The sequence below is a fragment of the Ruegeria pomeroyi DSS-3 genome (assembly GCF_000011965.2).
Taxonomy (GTDB): Bacteria; Pseudomonadota; Alphaproteobacteria; order Rhodobacterales; family Rhodobacteraceae; genus Ruegeria_B; species Ruegeria_B pomeroyi.
Genome location: NC_003911.12, coordinates 2,849,544 through 2,867,196, shown reverse-complemented (window position 1 = coordinate 2,867,196; position 17,653 = coordinate 2,849,544). Strand labels below are relative to the sequence as shown.

Genomic DNA, 17,653 nt, shown 5'->3' with positions numbered 1-17,653 from the left:
GCCAAGGGTGCGCTTTGCGCGCTATTTCTTCGGTTCGACGCCGGCAGGGTCCTGCACGTCGCGGCCCAGCGCGGCCAGATCGGAATAACGGTCGCCGATGCGGTGATGCGGTCGCCCGCGCGTTGCGGCGCCAAGTGCGACCACCAACTCGTCACAGGCGGGCGCGTCATAGATCGAGAACTGCACCGTCAGGTAATGCGAGCGGCGGCCGGTATCGTGCTTGTCCATCAGCGGGATCTGGATCTGGGTGTTGGCCGGTCCGCGTGTGTTGGTAAAGCCAAGATAGCTCTTTGCGCCCACCGCCTCGCGGTAGAAATTGCCGAATTGCAGCGTGTGGATCAGCGCCGAGGCGTGTTCGATCTCGCAATCGGTGCCCGAGATGCAGGCCTTGCCATAGGCCTCGATAGCGTCGCCCGATCCGGCCAGCGCGATCAGGCGGTCGGTTAGCATCTTGCCCAGAACCGGCGCCATGCGGCGGATCTCGGGCGAGAGATCCTCGACAAAACCGCGCCCGGCCCAGGGGTTGGTCACCACTGCCGCGACCCCGATCATGCGCAGGACCGGGTCGGCGGCGCGGCCGCCCTCGGTGTGGATATCTTCGTCGAAAGTGACGACTTTTCTCAGTTCCGGAAGCATTGGGTCTCTCCTGTCAAACGGTGTATTCGGTGTGATCGGCGATCGAATGGACGATGCCGCTGCGTTCGGTGCCGTGGTAAATCCCGAAACTGCCATGGCGGTATTCGCGCTGATAGCGTGCCAGCAGCGAGCGTTCGGTGTCGTTGGCGACCTGATCCAGCGGCAGCGCGGCCAGATCGTGATAGCGCATGCCGGGTGGCGCGGTGCCGCTGACCGTGCCGTGATAGACGATCGAATGCGCGCCGGTCTGGCTGTTCTGGAACACGGCATAAAGGTGGTCGAGGCGGGCCGTCAGGCCACGGCTGTCCATGTGCCGCAGGAACCCGGCAACCGTGTTGTCGCGCGGGGGCGCCTTGGGCACCGTCAGCGTGCCGTCGGGTGTCACTTCCAGCAGGATCCGCGCGCCATCGGCCAGGACGGCGGCGATGATCCCGTTTGCGTCCTTGGTTGCCGCGTCGGCCAGCCGGTTCTCCAGCCCGAGGTCGAAATAGGCGCCGTTGTGGAACCCAAGCGGTTTGCCCTCGGTCACCGCGTGGTTCAGCACGCGCCCGATCAGGATCAGGTGATCGCCTGCATCGACCAGCTTGTGCCGCGCACAGGCAAATGTCGCCAGCGCCCGGTTGATCAGCGGCAGTTCATGCGGGCCCGGATGCCAATGGGTGCCGGCGAACTTCTCGGTCGAGCGTGAGGCGAAGAGGCCCGAAATCTCTTTCTGTGCGTCCGACAGGATGTTGACCGCGAAATGTGGCGCCTGGGCAAAGACATCGCAGCTGTGCGCCGTCTTGGCGAGGCAGACCAGCAGCAGCGGCGGGTCGAGAGAGACCGAGGTGAACGAATTGGCGGTAAAGCCGCGGGGTGTTCCATCCTCTTGCCGGGTGGTCAGCACGGTCACCCCGGTGGCGAACTGCCCGAAGGCACGGCGCAGGTCGCGCCTTGCATCCTCGTCCAGCGGCGCGCTGTCTGCCAGCGTGTCGAGCAGCGCGTCATGCTCGCCCAGCCGGGGCGGGGCGGGCAGCGGGGGCGCCACCTGTCCGGCAAAGCGCAGCGGGTTGGCGGCCACGGTCCAGGGGGCATGTCCGGGTTCGGGATGGGGGATGCGCGCCAGCATCTGCCGCGCCGCAACATGGGGATCGGCGGCGATATCGGCCACCGTGTTGAGCGGGCCAAAGGGCACCTGACCGCCCAGCAGCGCGGTCAGTTCTGCCTTGCTGCGGGTGGCGGTCCAGCCCGAGACGACCCGGTTGATCTCGCCCGCATTGGCGGACCGCCCGGCGCGGGAGGAGAACCGCGCATCGCTGCCCAGGTCGGGCAGGTTCATGATCGCGGTCAGCTTCTGCCAGAAACTGTCATCGACAATACCCAGCGCCACCTGACCATCGGCGGCGGGGAACACACCAAAGGGGGCCAGCAGCGGGTGGCCGTTGCCCTCGGGGCCCGGCACCTGCCCGGTCATGTCGTGCAGATAGACCATGCGCTCGCACATCGAGATCATCGCGTCATACATGGCGACGTCGACGAAACGGCCCTTGCCGGTCGCCTCGGCCTCGCGCAGGGCGGCGAGAATGCCAAAGGACATCATCATGCCGGCAAAGATATCGCCGATGCCGGGGCCGACCTTGGTGGGCGTATCGGCATCGGGGCCGGTCATCGCCATCAGCCCGCCCATTGCCTGCGCCACCACGTCATAGGACGGCCAGTCGGCATAGGGGCTGGCCCCGGTGCGCGGATCGCCAAAGCCGCGAATGGCGGCATAGACCAGCCGGGGATTGGCCTCGGCGAGAGATTCATAAGAGAGGTCGAGACGGTCCATCACGCCGGGCCGGAAGTTCTCCAGCACCACATCCGCCGTCGTCGCCAGCCTGCGAAAGGCGGCCTTGCCCTCGAGCGATTTCAGGTCCAGCCGGATGCTTTTCTTGCCCCGGTTCAGGCTGACGAAATAGCCCGCCCAGTCATGGCCGGGATCATCGGCGCGATAGGGGCCGTTGTTGCGGCTGGTGTCGCCGCTGCCGCCTTCGATCTTGATGACCTCGGCGCCGTGATCGGCCAGGAACATGCTGCAATAGGGGCCGGACAACATGCGGCTGAGATCCAGCACGCGTATCCCCTTGAGGAGGGTGCTGCTCATTTGGTTACCCCCTTTGGCAAGCTGTCCAGAAATCGGCGCAGCGGGGTGTTGATGGCGCCCGGATCCTCGGCCAGCGCCATGTGGCGCAGCCCCGGCAGGATCAGCGCCTGCGCGCCCGCGATCTCGGCGGCGATGGCGCGGGTCATCTCGGGGCCGTTGCCATAATCCTCGTCCCCGGTGATCACCAATGCGGGGCAGCTGAGCGGCGGGACAGGGGCGGTGATCTCGTCGATCCCCTCGGCCAGAACCCGGTAGATCCGGTGATAGACCTCCTTGCGGTTTGCCGTGACCCAGCCGCGCACGGTCTCCATCATCGCGGGGTTGGCCCTGCGGAAACCTTCGGTGAACCAGCGCTCCAGCGCCGCCTCGACCGTTGATTGCGGGCCCTGATCGCGGGCCTGCTCGACCCGTGCCAGGATCGCGGCCTGCGCCTGCGCGCTGCGTTGGTGCGGAGAATGCAGGAGGGCCAGCGCGCGCGCGCGGTCGGGGCAGTCCTGCGCGAACCGGCGCGCGATCATGCCGCCCAGCGAGAAGCCGACAATGACCGCATCCGCGATACCGCAGTGATCGAGCAGGCCCTGCAACTGGCGCGAAAAGAGCGACAGGCTGGGGGGCTCGGGCGGATCAACCGAGTCGCCATGGCCGTAAAGGTCATAGCTGAGCACGCGATAGCCATCCGTCAGCGCCGGGCTGGTCCATTGCCAGCAGGCCCGGTTCAGCCCCAGGCCGTGGACCAGCACCACGCAGGGCGCATCTACCGGGCCGGCAATCTCGTAGGTGCTGCCGTCAGGAGCTATCGGCATTAGCCCTCTCCCCCCAACGGCTTATAGGCCATCACCTCGACCTCGACCCGGACATCGACCAGCAGGTCGCTGACCACGGCCGAGCGGGTCGGCGGGTCGTGCGGGAAATACTCGCCGTAAACCGCGTTGAAGCCGGGGAAATCGCTGCGGGCGCGCAGCCAGACCATCGCCTTGACCACATCGTCGCGGGTACACCCGGCAAGCGCGAGGGTGGCGGTGATGTCGTCAAGCACGGCGCGCGTCTGTTCCTCGACCGAGCCGGTGGTAATCGGCACACCGTCCCGCATCGGGATCTGGCCGGTGAGAAAGACGAAATCGCCGGCCCGGATGGCGCGGGACAGCGACAGCACCCTGCCGCCGATTTCAAGCGGGCCGCCGATCACCTGTTTCTTGCTGCTGGTCACGTTCGCATCTCCTTTTGCGGCCAGCCTGCCCTGATCCCCAATCCTCAACTTGAGAATTTTCGACACATGGATGCCGATTTTTCGCACAACTCGCCGGTGATTCGCCGCTTTGTATGAGACGAGAGAAAAAAGGGAGGACCGAGATGGCCGATATCCAGAGCTATCGGATGCTGATCGACGGCGCTTGGGTCGATGCCTCGGACGGGGCGCTGTTTGACAGCACAAACCCCGCCGACGGCAAGGTGTGGTGCCGGATCCCCGAGGCCACCGAGGCGGATGTGAACCGGGCGGTCGAGGCGGCGCATCGCGCCTTTACCTCGGGGCCATGGGCGAGGATGACGCCGACCGAGCGCGGCAAGCTCCTGCGCCGGCTGGGTGATCTGCTGGCCGACCGGTCCGAGGAACTGGGGCGGATCGAGTCGGTGGATACCGGCAAGATGCTCAAGGAAACCCGCTGGCAGGCGAAATACATCGCCGAGTTCATTCACTTTTTCGCAGGCTGCGCCGACAAGGTCAGCGGTGAAACGCTGCCCATCGACAAGCCGGACATGTTCGTCTTTACCAAGCGCGAGCCGCTGGGCGTGGTGGCTGCGGTGGTGCCGTGGAACAGCCAGCTGTTCCTGGTTGCGGTCAAGATCGGCCCGGCCCTGGCGGCGGGCAATACCGTGGTTCTGAAGGCCTCGGAACATGCCAGCGCGGCGATGCTGGAATTCGGAAAGCTGATCGAAGAGGCCGGTTTCCCGCCCGGGGTCGTGAACATCGTCACCGGGCATGGCGAACCCTGCGGACGGGCGCTGACCGGGCATCCGCTGGTGGCACGGGTTTCCTTCACCGGCGGGCCGAATGCCGCGCGCCATGTGCTGGAAAACGCCAAGCGCAACTTTGCCGAGGTCTCGCTGGAACTGGGGGGCAAGTCGCCCTTCATCGTGTTCGAGGATGCCAATATCGAAAGCGCGGTCAACGCCTCGATCGCGGGCATCTTTGGCGCCACGGGGCAAAGCTGTGTCGCCGGATCCCGGCTCTACCTGCACGAGGACATCGCCGAAGAGTTCCTGGATCGGATGGTGACGCAGGCGCGTGCCATCGTGATCGGCGATCCGCTGGCGGAAGAGACCCAGATGGGGCCGCTTTGCACCGACGGGCAGCTGGCGCATATCCAGCGCGAGGTCGCCCATGCGCAGGCCGAGGGCGGCACCGTGCTGACCGGCGGCAAGCAGCCCGAGGGGCTGGGTGGCCTGTTCTATGAGCCGACGATCATCGACTGCCCGCGCCAGGACCTGCGCATCGTCGATACCGAACTGTTCGGCCCGGTCCTGAGCGTCCAGCGGTTTCGCACCGAAGAAGAGGTGCTGGCCCTGGCCAATGATTCCGAACACGGGCTGGCGGCGGGGATATTCACCCGCGACAGCGCCCGCTCGCTCAGGATGGCCGGTGCCGTGCGCGCCGGGATCGTCTGGGTCAACACCTATCGCGTGGTCTCTCCCATCGCCGAATTTGGCGGCATCAAGGGGTCCGGCTATGGCCGCGAAAGCGGGTTCCAGGCGATCTACGATTACACCCGGCCCAAGACGGTGTGGATGAACACATCCGACGAACCCATGGCCAACCCCTTTGTCATGCGCTGAGCCAGAGCCCGGAAAGGAACACGGACAATGAAATTCCAACTTGCCATCAACCTGGAGCGGATCGACGACAGTCTCGACATGAACGATGTCGCGCGTCACACGCTTGAAATGGTGCAAATGGCCGAAGAGGGCGGTTTCGAGATCGTCTGGGCCGCCGAACATCACGCCATCGAGATGACAATCGCGCCGAACCCGTTCCAGATCCTGACCTGGTGGGCCGGAGAGACCAGCAAAATCCGGCTGGGGACTGCCGTGGCCACGGCGGCCTATTGGCACCCCATCAACCTCGCGGGCGAGGCGGCGTTTCTTGACCTGATCAGCGGCGGGCGGCTGGAATTCGGCATCGGTTCGGGCGCCTATCAGCGTGAGTTCGACCGGATGAAACCGGGGCTCAAGCAATCCGATGCCTGGCGCTATATGCAGGAGATGCTGCCGGCGGTGCGCGCGCTCTGGCAGGGTGATTATGCCCATGACGGCGAATTCTGGCAGTTCCCGACCTCGACCTCGGTGCCGAAGCCCGTGCAGGCCGACATGCCGGTCTGGGTCGCCGCGCGTTCGCCCATCACCTATGACTATGCGGTGCGCAACCGCTGCCATATCAACTGCTGGCCCTTGACCCGGCCCTTTGCCGAGGCAGAGCTTTACAAGCGGCAGTTGGACGAGGCCATCGCCAAGGCCGATAACGGATGGTCGCCGCGTTTCGCGCTGATGCGTCATGCCTGCATCTATGACAATGCCGCCGACCGCCAGCAGGCGCTGGACGCCATCCGGCGATTGCTGTCGCAGTTCGAGAACCTGTTCCGCAATGCCGGCGACGTGGTCAACGGCTTCCCCGCCGCGCTGCCGCTGGACCAGATCGCGGGCCGCGAGCAATACGACCCCGAGATGCTGGAAGAGAACCTGATGTTCGGATCGCCTGAAACCGCCATCGGCAAGCTGAAACGGTACGAGGACCTGGGCGTGAACGAGTTCATCTATTACGCCTCGATGGGGCTGGATCATGACGCGCAGAAACGATCGCTCAGGATGTTCTGCGACGAAGTCATGCCGGAGTTCCGGTGATGGAGGTTCCCCCGATGAGTGAGGGCGTCAGCACCCGCCGTGACGGCCATGTTCTTGAGGTCACGCTGTCGCGCGGCAAGGTCAACGCCATCGACGTACCAACCAGTCAGGCGCTGGCGGCTGCGTTTCAGGAATTGCACGAGGACAAGGAATTGCGCTGTGCGATCCTGACCGGTGGCGGCGACAAGATCTTCAGCGCGGGCTGGGATCTGAAAGCGCTGAACGCGGGCGAGATGCAGCTTGATAACTGGTGGGAGAGTGACGACTACGGCTTTGGCGGATTTACCGGCCTGACCGAAAACTGGGCGCTGAACAAGCCGGTGATCGCCGCGATCAACGGGTTGGCCATCGGCGGCGGGTTTGAGATGGCGATGGCCTGCGATCTGCTGATCGCCGCCGATCACGTGGAGTTTGGCCTGCCGGAAATGCCGTTGGGTATCGTGCCGGACGCAGGCGCGCTGCAACGTCTGCCGCGGCGTATCCCGCACAACATCGCGATGGAGATGTTCCTGCTGGGCCGCCGCATGTCCGCGACCGAGGCCGCCCATTACGGTCTGGTCAACAAGGTGGTTCCCAAGGAACAACTGATGGATGCGGCCCGCGAATGGGCGGCCTCGATCGCCTGGTCGGCGCCGCTGGCGATGCAATCGGTGAAAGAGGTTCAACGCGAGATCGAATGCGTGCCGCTGGAACAGGCATTCCACAAGATGCGCACCGACCCGATGCCGACCTATCGCAAGATGCTGAAATCCGACGATGCGGCCGAAGGCGTGGCCGCCTTCGTCGAGAAACGCGAACCGAGGTTCAAGGGCGAATGAAGTATCCAGATCCGACCTCCATCACCCGTGTTACCAGCATCGGTGGCGGTCCTATCGGCGGCGGTTGGGCCGCGCATTTCCTGGCGCGCGGCTATGACGTCACCAGCTATCTGCACGATAGGGCCGAGGAGGGGGCGTTTCGCACCATCCTTGATACCGCCTGGATCAGCCTGACCGCTTTGGGGCTTGCTCCGGGCGCGTCGCTGGACCGGCTGCGCGTCGTCCATGACCTCGATGCGGCGGTCGCGGGGGCGGGGTTCATCCAGGAAAGCGCGCCCGAGAATCTGGCGATGAAACAGGCGCTTTATCACCGGCTGGGGCGCATCGTGCCCGAGAATGTGGTGATCGGCTCCTCGACCTCGGGCCTGATGATGACCGACATTCAGGCCAACTGCGAAACGCCCGGGCGCACGGTGATCGGGCATCCGTTCAACCCGCCCTATCTGCTGCCGCTGGTCGAGATCGTCGGCGGCGAGAGAACCGACCCGGCGGCGGTAGAGTGGGCCGGTGAATTCTATCGTGTCGCGGGCAAGGCGCCGCTGATGATGAAAAAGGAAATCCCCGGTTTCGTGGCGACGCGGCTGCAAGAGGCGCTGTGGCGCGAGGCGCTGCACATGGTCGCCAATGGCGAGGCCACGCCCGAGGATATCGACATCGCGCTGATGAACGGACCGGCGCCGCGCATGGTCAGCCAGGGGCAATGCATGGCGTTTCACGTCGCTTGCGGTGCGGGTGGCATGGCCACCAATCTGGATCAGTTCGGCCCGGCGCTGAAACTGCCCTGGACCCGTCTTGAGGCGCCCGAACTGACGCAGGAGTTGCGCGACCGTATGGTCGATGGCTGCAACGCCGTCGCCGGTGACCGGCATTTTGCCGACATGGCGGCCCAGCGCGACCGCGAGATCGTCGCCGTGCTCAATGCCCTTCGCGCGGCGCGAGAGGCGCCTTAGAGCGCTTGTCCCCCGAGTTGATCGCATGCAGGAAATCCGACAGCGTGCCGGGCCATGTCGGGGCCGCCTCGTTCGAGGGCCAGGCCTCGCGATAATCCGACGGCCGCCGCCCGAAGAACTTGCTGAACGAATACGAGAAATGCGACAGCGTGTTGAAGCCGGAGGCGGTGGCGATTTCGCGCACGCTGAGTTCGGTGGCGATCAGCAGGACGCGCGCGTTCTGCAAGCGGCGCAGCAGGCCGAACTGAACCACGGTACAGCCCACGTGTTTCTTGAACTGCCGCTCCAGCTGGCGCTGTGACACGTCCAGCGCGGCGGCGATCTGGGGCACGGTCAGCGGCTCTTCGATGTTGCGTTCGATGAGGGTCATCGCCTGCCGCACCAGCGGCAGGATCGACTCGGTCCCGCGCCCCATGGTCCGGCGCTGCGAGGACGATCCCTTGCGGATCGGGTTGTGCAGCATCTGGTCGGCGATCTCGCCCGAGAAACCTGCCCCGTGCGACTGCTCGATCAACCGTAGCATCAGATCGACGCCCGCCATGCCACCGGCACAGGTCAGGATCCGCCCGTCGATGGTAAATAGCTGTTCTACAACGGAAATCTGGTCGAACTTCTCCTGAAACCCGTTGATCCAGGACCAATGAGTCGTCGCCTCCTTGCCATCCATCAGCCCGGCGCGGGCGACCAGATAGCAGCCCAGTTCGACCGCGCAGATGCGCTCGCCCTGGCGGGCGCGCTTGCGCAGCCACGAGGCCAGCGCCTTGTTCTGATAATGCTCGCCGCCCCAGCTGGCCAGGACAAAGACCTGATCCGCCGGCGCGGTCTGGTCCGGCTCGACATCCAGATGCACCCGCACGCCATTGCTGGCGCCCAGGTTCAGCCCGTCGAACGAGGTCACCTCCCACGAGAACAGCCGCTCGGAGGACAGGTAATTCCCGATCCGCATGGTTTCGATCATCGTGATCAGCGTCGTCAGGTTGAACCGCGGCACCACCACGAAAACCGAATGGACCTGGCCTCTGTCCTGAGGGGGCAACAAGTCGAGCTGCATGCTGTTTCCTGTGGTTACATTTCTTTGCATCTTATCAATATTTTTCGACATCGACACCTTAAATGCGGCGAATAATCGACAGTTTTTGGAGGGATCCGGCCAGCAAACTGGAAAAAACAACAGGGAAAAAATCGCATGAACAACGAAGTCGTGCTGACCTGCGCCGTCACCGGTGCCGGGGACACAACCGGCAAAAGCCCGCATGTCCCGGTCACGCCCAAGGCGATTGCCGAGGCGGCGATCGAGGCCGCCAGGGCCGGTGCGGCCATTGTCCATCTCCATGCGCGCGACCCGGAAACCGGCCAGGGGTCGCGCGATCCGAAACTGTTCAAGGAGATTGTCGACCGCGTGCGCGACAGCGGCACCGACGTGGTGATCAACCTGACTGCCGGCATGGGGGGCGACTGGATTTCCGACCCCGCCAACCCGGCCATGCCCGGACCGGGCACCGACATGATCGGCCCCGAGGCGCGACTGGCCCATGTCGAGGAATGCCGCCCCGATATCTGTTCGCTGGATTGCGGGACGCTGAATTTCTCGGATACCGACATGATCTATATCTCGACCCCGCCGACGCTGCGCCGAATGGCGGCGCTGGTGCAGGAATGGGGGGTCAAGCCCGAACTGGAAGTGTTCGATCTGGGCCATATCCGTTTTGCCAAGGCGATGATCGCCGAGGGGCTGATCGACGCGCCGCCGATGTTCCAATTGTGCCTGGGCATTCCCTGGGGCGCGGATCAGGATGTCGAAACCATGGTGGCGATGAAATCGCAGCTGCCGGAGGGGGCCAGCTGGGCCAGTTTCGGCATCGGGCGTGGCCAGATGCCGATGGCCGCCGCCGCCGTGGCGCTGGGCGGCAATGTCCGCGTCGGGCTGGAGGACAACATCTATCTCGACCGTGGCGTACTGGCGACCAACGGCCAGTTGGTGACCCGTGCGCGCGAGATCATCGAACGCATGGGCGCGCGCCTGCTGACACCGAAAGAGGCCCGCGCCAAGCTGAACCTGCGCGGGGCGGAGGGGTAGATGGCCGAGGCGTTCTCTGGCGGCAGTCTGCGGATCGCGGGTGTGTCGAAGTATTTTGGCACGTTCCGGGCGGTCAACGCGGTCGATCTGGAAATCCGCAAGGGAGAGTTCCTGACCCTGCTGGGCCCTTCGGGCTCGGGCAAGACGACGCTGTTGATGATGATCGCGGGGTTTCTGGACATCACCAGCGGTGACATCGCGCTGGACGGAAGCTCGATTGCCAATGTGCCGGCGGAAAAACGCAACTTCGGGATGGTGTTTCAGGGCTATGCCCTGTTCCCGCATATGACGGTGCGCGACAATATCGGCTATGCGCTGAGCGTGCGCAAACGTCCCGAGGCCGAGATCCGGACCCGTGTCGACGAGATGCTGGAACTGGTGCAGTTGCAGGATTTCGCCAACCGCAAGCCCGGCCAGCTGTCGGGCGGTCAGCAACAACGCGTGGCGCTGGCGCGGGCGCTGTGTTTCGCGCCGCCGGTCCTGCTGCTGGACGAGCCGCTGGGCGCGCTCGACAAGAAGCTGCGGGTCGAGGTGCAGGAACAGCTCAAGGACATTCACCGCCGCGTCGGCACGACCTTCATCTACGTCACCCATGACCAGGAAGAGGCGCTGTCGATGTCCGACCGCATCGTCATCATGCGGGACGGGGCCATCGAACAGGTGGGCTCTCCGCAAGAGCTGTACGAGCGGCCCGCAACCCGCTTTGCCGCCAGTTTCCTGGGCAAGTCGAACTTTGTTCAACAGAACGGCCAGACCTATGCGCTGCGCCCCGAGAAGATCGACATTCACCTGGGCACCGGTCACCCGCAGGCCCGGCGTAAGGGAACTATTACCAGCATCACCTATTTCGGGTCGATGCAGCGGATCATCGTCGAAACCACCGAGGCCGAACAGATCGAAGTGGATATCGACGTCTGGCGCAACCAGCAGCCCCTGCACGAGGGCGAGACCGTCGAGCTGAGCTGGCAGGACGCGGCGGCGGTGGACCTGAAGGAAAGCTGAACGAGCACCCAAAGAACGCCGATCAAGGCGTCATAACAATCGCCCGGCAAGGCCTTGGGCATCTGACACGGAGGACGAAATGCAAGACAAGCAATTCATGAAGGAAATGCTCACCGAAAGCGCCCATGCCTACAAGGAAGGGCGCATGGACCGGCGCACCTTTCTGGCGCTTTGCGGTGCCTCGGGTATCGCCATGAATGCCGTACTGGCGGGCGACGCGCAGGCGGCGGCCGACCATGTGGTGATGTGGAACTGGGGTGGCCAGTCGGTCGAATGCCACGGCTCGGCCATTGGCGAGGCCTTTACCGCGGCCACCGGCAAAGGGGTGAAATTCGACACTTCCGGCCCGCTCGAAGGCAAGATCAAGGAGATGGTGGACAGCGGCAACGTGACCGCCGATGTGGCCGATGCCGACCTGTTCAACGCGGTGTCGCTGGGGCCGACCGGGCATCTGGAACCGATCGACTATTCCATCGTCAGCAAGGACAAGACCCTGCCGGGCTATGCGCTGGAACACGGGGTCTCGGTGATCCTGTACGGATATGCCTTCGTCTATGACACCGAGGCCTATGGCGACAACCCGCCCAAGGATTGGAAGGACTTCTTTGACACCGCCAATTTCCCTGGCACGCGGTCGCTGTACAAATGGGCCAACGGCTCTCTCGAGGCGGCGCTGATGGCCGATGGCGTCGCCGGTGACGCGCTCTATCCGCTCGACATGGAGCGGGCGCTGAACAAGATCAAGTCGATCAAGGATGACAGCATCTATTGGGGCTCGGGTTCCGAAGTGCATTCGATGGTGGTCAACGGCGAGGTCACCATGGCCATGATCTGGCAGAACCGGGGCCGCAACATCGAGAACGATACCGATGGCCGTTTCAAGCTGGTCAACAACCAAGCCATGGCCATGCCCGGCGCTTATATCGTGCCCAAGGGCAACCCGGCGGGCCGCGAGGCGGTGATGCAGTTCATCGCCACCGCGCAGGAGGTGCCGGCGCAGCTCATGCTGCTCGACTGCCTTGGCATGACCCCGTCGAACCCGGCGGCCTTTGGCGAAATCCCCGAGGATCAGCAGCCCTATGCGATCACCTCGGCGATGAACATCGACAAGATCGTCTACAACGACCCGACATGGTGGGGCGAGAATGGCGGTGACGCGGTGAACGCCTTCCTCGAGGCGATCAGCTAGGACCCTGAGGCCGCGCCTGTCGCCAGTGGTAGGCGCGGCCCTTCGGAACACGGACATGAACGCAGTGGCAAGACATATCCATCCCGGCTGGGCCATCATCGCGCCGCTTCTGGTGCTTGTGGTCGCGCTGTATCTCGGCCCGATCCTGAACATCATGTGGCTGAGCGTGACCGATCCCGAGCCGGGGCTGGGCAATTATCGCATGCTTTATGAAAGCGACTCGCTGTTGCGGATCGTCTGGACCACCCTGCGCATCTGCGTGATCACGACCGTGTTCAGCGTGACGCTGGGCTATTCCATTGCCTATGCCATGGTGCACTGCCACCAGCGGCAGAAGAATTACATGCTGACCCTGCTGCTGGTCTCGTTCTGGATCTCGATCCTGGTGCGGACCTTTTCCTGGCTGATGCTGCTGGGGCGCAGCGGGCTGATCAACAACACGCTTGAGACACTTGGCCTGGTCTCGGCACCGATCGCCTTTATGCGCAACGAGCTGGGGGTGCTGATCGGCATGGTGCATTACATGATCCCCTATGCGGTGCTGCCGCTGCTGGTGAGCATGCAATCGCTCGACAGCCGGGTCATGGATGCCTCGCGCAATCTTGGCGCCAGCGGCAGCCAGACCTTCTGGCGCATCTACCTGCCGCTGACCCTGCCGGGTATCGTGGCCTCGACCCTTCTGGTGTTCATCCTCAGCCTCGGGTTCTACGTCACCCCGGCGGTGCTGGGCGGGGGCAAGGTGCTGATGGTGGCCGAATACATCTCGGTCCAGCTTCTCGTCACCCTGAAATGGGGCACGGCGGCGATGCTGGCGGCGCTGATGCTGGCGGGGGTTCTGGCCATGCTCTGGATCATGTCGCGCTTCATGAAGCTTAGCGCTGTTTTCGGGGGCAGCACGCGATGAGACCTGGCCTGTTCTCGCTCTTCAACCGCGCCGGCGCCTGGGTGCTGCTGCTGTTCCTGGTGACACCGGCGCTGATCGCCATCCCGGTCTCGCTGACGCCCAAACGGTTCCTGTCGATGCCCAGCGACGAGCTGTCTTTGCGGCATTTCCAGAACCTGTTCACCAGTGAGGAATGGCTATCGAGCTTCTTCCAGAGCGGGGTCATCGCGCTGTCGACTTCGGTTCTGGCGACCTTTCTGGGCACGCTCTGCGCCATCGGCCTGTGGCGGGTTTCGTCGAAATACAGCGAGCTTGTGCGCGCCTTCCTGCTGCTGCCGCTGATCATTCCCCAGATCATCTCGGCCATGGCCTTTTACCGGCTCTGGATCCCGCTGGGCCTCTTGGACAGCTATCCGGGCCTGATCCTGGCCCATACGATCCTGGCCGCGCCGATGGTACTGATCACCGTCAGCGCCTCGCTCGCCACCTTTGACCCAAGGCTGGAACAGGCGTCAAAAAACCTGGGCGCATCGAACTGGACGACCATGCGGCGGGTCATCCTGCCCTCGATCCGGCCCGGTGTCTTTGCCGGGGCCCTGTTTGCTTTCATCCTGAGCTGGGATGAGATCGTCGTGACGCTCTTCATCTCCAAGTTCAGCGTCTACACCCTGCCGCGCCGCATGTGGAACGGCATCCGCGAGAACACCGACCCCACCGTGGCCGCCGCGGCCGTGGTTCTGATCGCCATCACGATCATCGCCTTTGTCGTCTCGGCGATCCTGTCGCGGCGTAACGCGGGTCAGAGCAGAAGCTGAGAAAGGTTCCGACATGAATATGGAAACCAGCCATGAACACGAATTGCTGACCGCCACGGTCCGCAAGTTCGTGGACACCGAAATGATGCCGCACGAGGACGAGGTCGACCGCCTGGGCCAAGTGCCCGAAGAGATCGGCCGCCAGATCGAGGCGCGCGCGCATGAGCTTGGCCTTTTTGCCTGCAACCTGCCTGAAGAGGTTGGCGGCGGCGGTCTTGACCTGTCGGCGCAGCGCATCATCGAGCAGGAATTCGGCAAGACCACGCACGCCCTGCACAGCTGGGCCGCGCGCCCGACCGAGATCCTGCTGGCCTGCGAGGGCGACCAGCGCGAGAAATACCTGCTGCCCTGCGTGCGCGGTGAGAAGCGCGAATTGTTCGCCCTGACCGAGCCCGACGCCGGGTCGGATGCGATGGGCATGAAATCCAACGCCCGCCGGGACGGCGATGACTGGATCCTGAACGGGTCCAAGCATTTCATCTCGGGCCCCTGCATGCCCGATTTCGCCATCGTCTTTGCCGCCACCGGTGCCGATGACACCCCGCGCGGGCCTCGCAAGCGCGTCACCGCCTTTCTGGTCGACGTAGGCACACCCGGTTTCGTTTGTCGCGAGGGCACCAGATCGGTCAGCTATCGCGGCTACAAGACGTTCGAACTGCATTTCGACAATGTCCGGCTTGGCCCCGGCCAGATCCTGGGAGAAGAGGGCAGGGGGTTCGAGATCGCCGGTCAATGGCTGGGTATGGGGCGCATCTGGGTCGGGGCGTCCTGCTGCGGCAAGGCCGAGCGCATACTGGACATGGCGACGGAATGGGCTGCCAATCGCCGCCAGTTCGGCCAGCCGATCGGGTCCTTCCAGGCCACCGGATTCCGGCTGGCCGACGGGGCGATGAACCTGCGTGCGGCCAACCTGATGGTGACGGATGCGGTTGCCCGCCATCGGGCCGGCCGGATGGCCGATCAGGATGCTGCCATGGTCAAGGTCTTCTGCTCGGAAATGCTGGGCCGGATCGCCGATGACGCGGTGCAGATCTTCGGCGGTATGGGGCTGATGGAGGAATTGCCGGTCCAGCGGCTCTGGCGCGACAGCCGGCTGGAACGGATCTGGGACGGCACCAGCGAGATCCAGCGCCATATCATCACCCGTTCGATGCTGAGGCCACTTGGTGCATGAGACCGGCGCAGCGTGAGAATTTCCGGCGCCTGCTGACCCCGCGCCATATCGCCTTTGTCGGCGGGCGCGACGCGGCGATTGCCATTCGCGAGGCGCGCAGGCGCGGCTTTGCCGGGCGGATGTGGGCGGTGAACCCCAAGCGCGACGTGCTGGAAGGGGTGGCTTGCGTGCCCACCATCGCAGATCTGCCCGAGGCCCCCGATGCGGTCTATCTGGCCATTCCCGCCGCCGCTGTTACAGGCGCGCTGGGGCAGTTATCGGCGATGGGTGTGGGTGGTGTGGTCTGCTTTTCCGCCGGGTTCAAGGAAACCGGCGATGCGGCCGCCGAGCGGGCGCTGATCGCAGCGGCGGGCGACATGGCGCTGATCGGGCCCAATTGTTACGGGCTGATCAACTATGTGGGCAATTCGGCGCTGTGGTCGTTTGAACATGGCGGCTGGTCGCCGGGATATGGTGCGGCGATCATCACCCAATCGGGCATGTTCTCGTCCGATATCACCATGAGCCAACGCTCGCTGCCGATGGCCTATATGGTGTCGGCGGGCAATCAGGCGGTTCTGGGGCTCGAGGATTTTCTGGACGCTTTTGCGAGTGACCCCGTAGTGCGCGCCATCGGCCTGCATATCGAGGGTTTGCAGGATGTCGCCCGGTTCGAACGCACCGCGCTGCGGGCGCTGGAACGCGGTGTGCCGGTGGTGGCGCTGAAATCCGGCAGTTCCCGCATCGGTGCCGCATTGACGATCAGCCATACCGGCTCGCTGTCCGGGGCAAACGAGCTTTACGAGGCGCTCTTTGCCCGCTGCGGCGTGATCTCGGTCAGCAACCCGTCGCAGTTTCTGGAAACGCTCAAGCTCTTGTGCGTGACCGGTGCGCCGCGCGGTGCGCGGGTGGCGGGGTTCACCTGTTCGGGCGGTGGGGCCACGATGCTGGCCGATCACGCCGAAAGGATCGGGCTCAGCTTTCCGGCCGTCGAAGGGGCACATCGCACCGAACTGAAGGCCCTGCTGCCCGAGATTGCCACAGTGTCCAATCCGCTGGACTATACCACGCCGATCTGGGGTCAGGGCGAACATACCTATCCGGTGTTTTCCCGGACGCTGGAAGCGGTGACGCCTGATTTCACGGTTCTGGTACAGGACTATCCCGCCGCCGGGCTGGACGAGTCCAAGGTGTTCTATCTGAACGACGCCGGTGCCTTTGCCCGCGCCGCCACCGAACAACAGGTGCCCGCCGCGATCCTGGCCACCATTCCCGAGAACATGGATGCCGAGACACGCCAGATGCTGATCGAGCAGGGTGTCGCGCCGATGCAGGGCATTCACGAGGCTCTGAACGCGATCCGTGATGCGGCAGGGTGGAGCGCGGCGCGGGCGCGGATCCTGTCCGCCAAGCCCGCGCCACTGCTGCCACCGCTGGTCCCAGCCAACTTGGTTGGGCAGACCGAAGATATCGGCAAGGACTGGCTGCGCGGGGCAGGGTGTGCGGTGCCCGAGGGCCGTAGCGTTACTGCCCGGGAAGTGGAGAGCGCGGCAGCGGAAATCGGCTTTCCGGTCGCGCTCAAGATGATGAGCCCGCGCCTGGCCCACAAGACCGAGGCCGGGGCTGTGGCATTGAACGTTGCCGACCAGTCGGAGTTGAGGGCGGCGCTTGCGCAAATGCCCGGCGCGGTTGCCGCCTATGACCCGGATGCGCTCACCGACCGTTTCCTGGTCGAGGCGATGTCGCCGCCCCCGCTGGCCGAACTGATCCTGACCCTGCGCCGCGATCCGCAATTCGGGCATGCGCTGGTTCTTGGCAGTGGCGGTGTTCTGGTCGAGCTTCTGGGCGATGCGGTGACGCTGCTTCTGCCTTGCAGCGTCGCGGATGTGCAGCGCGGGCTCGAGGGGTTGCGTCTGGCCCCGCTGCTCGGCGGCTATCGTGGGCGCCCTGCCGCTGATCTGGCGCGGATTGCCGACGATATTTACGCCCTTACGCGCGCCTATCTGCAAGACTGCGCCGAGATCGCCGAGGTCGAGATCAACCCGCTGTTTGTCTATCCTGACCGGGTGGTGGCCATCGACGTGCTGTTGCATCGCGTGGCCGGGCAATAG

16 protein-coding genes are annotated in these 17,653 nt (G+C 64.5%); 11 read left to right on the top strand and 5 right to left on the bottom strand.

From position 1 onward, the window contains the following. Nucleotides 1-21: 21 nt before the first annotated feature. Genes SPO_RS13755 through SPO_RS13740 form a run of 4 tightly spaced genes read right to left on the bottom strand, consistent with a single transcriptional unit; the run spans nucleotide 22 to nucleotide 3,968 of the window. On the bottom strand, nucleotides 22-636 hold the full coding sequence (locus SPO_RS13755) for an amino acid synthesis family protein (protein WP_011048414.1): 615 nt from the start codon (nucleotides 634-636) through the stop codon (nucleotides 22-24). Nucleotides 637-649: 13 nt separating this feature from the next. Then, a complete protein-coding gene (locus SPO_RS13750) occupies nucleotides 650-2,761 on the bottom strand; it encodes a CoA transferase (RefSeq protein WP_011048413.1) in 2,112 nt (703 codons plus the stop codon). Next, complete coding sequence (locus SPO_RS13745; RefSeq protein WP_011048412.1) at nucleotides 2,758-3,564, bottom strand: alpha/beta fold hydrolase; 807 nt, start codon at nucleotides 3,562-3,564, stop codon at nucleotides 2,758-2,760. Before SPO_RS13745 ends, SPO_RS13750 begins: the two co-directional genes overlap by 4 nt. Beyond that, nucleotides 3,564-3,968 carry a RidA family protein gene (locus tag SPO_RS13740; protein WP_011048411.1) on the bottom strand — a complete coding sequence of 135 codons (405 nt, stop codon included), beginning with the start codon at nucleotides 3,966-3,968 and terminating at the stop codon, nucleotides 3,564-3,566. The genes SPO_RS13745 and SPO_RS13740 overlap by 1 nt, the downstream gene beginning before the upstream one ends. A gap of 143 nt (nucleotides 3,969-4,111) precedes the next feature. Here SPO_RS13740 and SPO_RS13735 point away from each other — a divergent pair, with 143 nt between their 5' ends. Genes SPO_RS13735 through SPO_RS13720 form a run of 4 tightly spaced genes read left to right on the top strand, consistent with a single transcriptional unit; the run spans nucleotide 4,112 to nucleotide 8,423 of the window. Then, on the top strand, nucleotides 4,112-5,593 hold the full coding sequence (locus SPO_RS13735; RefSeq protein ID WP_011048410.1) for an aldehyde dehydrogenase: 1,482 nt from the start codon (nucleotides 4,112-4,114) through the stop codon (nucleotides 5,591-5,593). Nucleotides 5,594-5,620: 27 nt separating this feature from the next. Continuing rightward, complete coding sequence (locus SPO_RS13730; RefSeq protein ID WP_011048409.1) at nucleotides 5,621-6,655, top strand: LLM class flavin-dependent oxidoreductase; 1,035 nt, start codon at nucleotides 5,621-5,623, stop codon at nucleotides 6,653-6,655. Nucleotides 6,656-6,669: 14 nt separating this feature from the next. Next, on the top strand, nucleotides 6,670-7,473 hold the full coding sequence (locus tag SPO_RS13725) for a carnitinyl-CoA dehydratase (RefSeq protein WP_044029292.1): 804 nt from the start codon (nucleotides 6,670-6,672) through the stop codon (nucleotides 7,471-7,473). Continuing rightward, complete coding sequence (locus tag SPO_RS13720) at nucleotides 7,470-8,423, top strand: 3-hydroxyacyl-CoA dehydrogenase NAD-binding domain-containing protein (protein WP_011048407.1); 954 nt, start codon at nucleotides 7,470-7,472, stop codon at nucleotides 8,421-8,423. The genes SPO_RS13725 and SPO_RS13720 overlap by 4 nt, the downstream gene beginning before the upstream one ends. On the opposite strand, the gene SPO_RS13715 is transcribed toward SPO_RS13720, so the two are convergent. Next, nucleotides 8,389-9,474 (bottom strand): GlxA family transcriptional regulator, encoded by a 1,086-nt coding sequence (locus SPO_RS13715; RefSeq protein ID WP_011048406.1) that lies wholly within the window; start codon nucleotides 9,472-9,474, stop codon nucleotides 8,389-8,391. The genes SPO_RS13720 and SPO_RS13715 overlap by 35 nt on opposite strands. Before the next feature lie 135 nt (nucleotides 9,475-9,609). On the opposite strand from SPO_RS13715, the gene SPO_RS13710 reads away from it, so the two are divergent. The 7 genes from SPO_RS13710 to SPO_RS13680 all read left to right on the top strand — a co-directional run bounded on the left by SPO_RS13710 (nucleotide 9,610) and on the right by SPO_RS13680 (nucleotide 17,653). Beyond that, nucleotides 9,610-10,500, top strand: a complete 891-nt coding sequence (locus SPO_RS13710; RefSeq protein ID WP_011048405.1) for a 3-keto-5-aminohexanoate cleavage protein — start codon at nucleotides 9,610-9,612, stop codon at nucleotides 10,498-10,500. Continuing rightward, complete coding sequence (locus tag SPO_RS13705) at nucleotides 10,501-11,502, top strand: ABC transporter ATP-binding protein (RefSeq protein ID WP_011048404.1); 1,002 nt, start codon at nucleotides 10,501-10,503, stop codon at nucleotides 11,500-11,502. A gap of 97 nt (nucleotides 11,503-11,599) precedes the next feature. Next, a complete protein-coding gene (locus tag SPO_RS13700) occupies nucleotides 11,600-12,691 on the top strand; it encodes an extracellular solute-binding protein (protein WP_230981742.1) in 1,092 nt (363 codons plus the stop codon). A gap of 55 nt (nucleotides 12,692-12,746) precedes the next feature. After that, on the top strand, nucleotides 12,747-13,595 hold the full coding sequence (locus SPO_RS13695; protein WP_051420381.1) for an ABC transporter permease: 849 nt from the start codon (nucleotides 12,747-12,749) through the stop codon (nucleotides 13,593-13,595). Beyond that, nucleotides 13,592-14,389 carry an ABC transporter permease gene (locus tag SPO_RS13690; RefSeq protein WP_011048401.1) on the top strand — a complete coding sequence of 266 codons (798 nt, stop codon included), beginning with the start codon at nucleotides 13,592-13,594 and terminating at the stop codon, nucleotides 14,387-14,389. Before SPO_RS13695 ends, SPO_RS13690 begins: the two co-directional genes overlap by 4 nt. 13 nt (nucleotides 14,390-14,402) lie before the next feature. Further along, nucleotides 14,403-15,563 carry an acyl-CoA dehydrogenase family protein gene (locus tag SPO_RS13685; RefSeq protein ID WP_011048400.1) on the top strand — a complete coding sequence of 387 codons (1,161 nt, stop codon included), beginning with the start codon at nucleotides 14,403-14,405 and terminating at the stop codon, nucleotides 15,561-15,563. Then, on the top strand, nucleotides 15,560-17,653 hold the full coding sequence (locus tag SPO_RS13680; RefSeq protein WP_011048399.1) for an acetate--CoA ligase family protein: 2,094 nt from the start codon (nucleotides 15,560-15,562) through the stop codon (nucleotides 17,651-17,653). The genes SPO_RS13685 and SPO_RS13680 overlap by 4 nt, the downstream gene beginning before the upstream one ends.

Bases quoted from the DNA above. Each gene is read 5' to 3' on its own strand.
- SPO_RS13735 (WP_011048410.1), top strand. From the start codon at position 4,112: ATGGCCGATATCCAGAGCTATCGGATGCTGATCGACGGCGCTTGGGTC.
- SPO_RS13725 (WP_044029292.1), top strand. From the start codon at position 6,670: ATGAGTGAGGGCGTCAGCACCCGCCGTGACGGCCATGTTCTTGAGGTC.
- SPO_RS13680 (WP_011048399.1), top strand. From the start codon at position 15,560: ATGAGACCGGCGCAGCGTGAGAATTTCCGGCGCCTGCTGACCCCGCGC.
- SPO_RS13755 (WP_011048414.1), bottom strand. From the start codon at position 636: ATGCTTCCGGAACTGAGAAAAGTCGTCACTTTCGACGAAGATATCCAC.
- SPO_RS13695 (WP_051420381.1), top strand. From the start codon at position 12,747: ATGAACGCAGTGGCAAGACATATCCATCCCGGCTGGGCCATCATCGCG.
- SPO_RS13750 (WP_011048413.1), bottom strand. From the start codon at position 2,761: ATGAGCAGCACCCTCCTCAAGGGGATACGCGTGCTGGATCTCAGCCGC.
- SPO_RS13685 (WP_011048400.1), top strand. From the start codon at position 14,403: ATGAATATGGAAACCAGCCATGAACACGAATTGCTGACCGCCACGGTC.
- SPO_RS13710 (WP_011048405.1), top strand. From the start codon at position 9,610: ATGAACAACGAAGTCGTGCTGACCTGCGCCGTCACCGGTGCCGGGGAC.
- SPO_RS13720 (WP_011048407.1), top strand. From the start codon at position 7,470: ATGAAGTATCCAGATCCGACCTCCATCACCCGTGTTACCAGCATCGGT.
- SPO_RS13700 (WP_230981742.1), top strand. From the start codon at position 11,600: ATGAAGGAAATGCTCACCGAAAGCGCCCATGCCTACAAGGAAGGGCGC.
- SPO_RS13705 (WP_011048404.1), top strand. From the start codon at position 10,501: ATGGCCGAGGCGTTCTCTGGCGGCAGTCTGCGGATCGCGGGTGTGTCG.
- SPO_RS13715 (WP_011048406.1), bottom strand. From the start codon at position 9,474: ATGCAGCTCGACTTGTTGCCCCCTCAGGACAGAGGCCAGGTCCATTCG.
- SPO_RS13730 (WP_011048409.1), top strand. From the start codon at position 5,621: ATGAAATTCCAACTTGCCATCAACCTGGAGCGGATCGACGACAGTCTC.
- SPO_RS13745 (WP_011048412.1), bottom strand. From the start codon at position 3,564: ATGCCGATAGCTCCTGACGGCAGCACCTACGAGATTGCCGGCCCGGTA.
- SPO_RS13690 (WP_011048401.1), top strand. From the start codon at position 13,592: ATGAGACCTGGCCTGTTCTCGCTCTTCAACCGCGCCGGCGCCTGGGTG.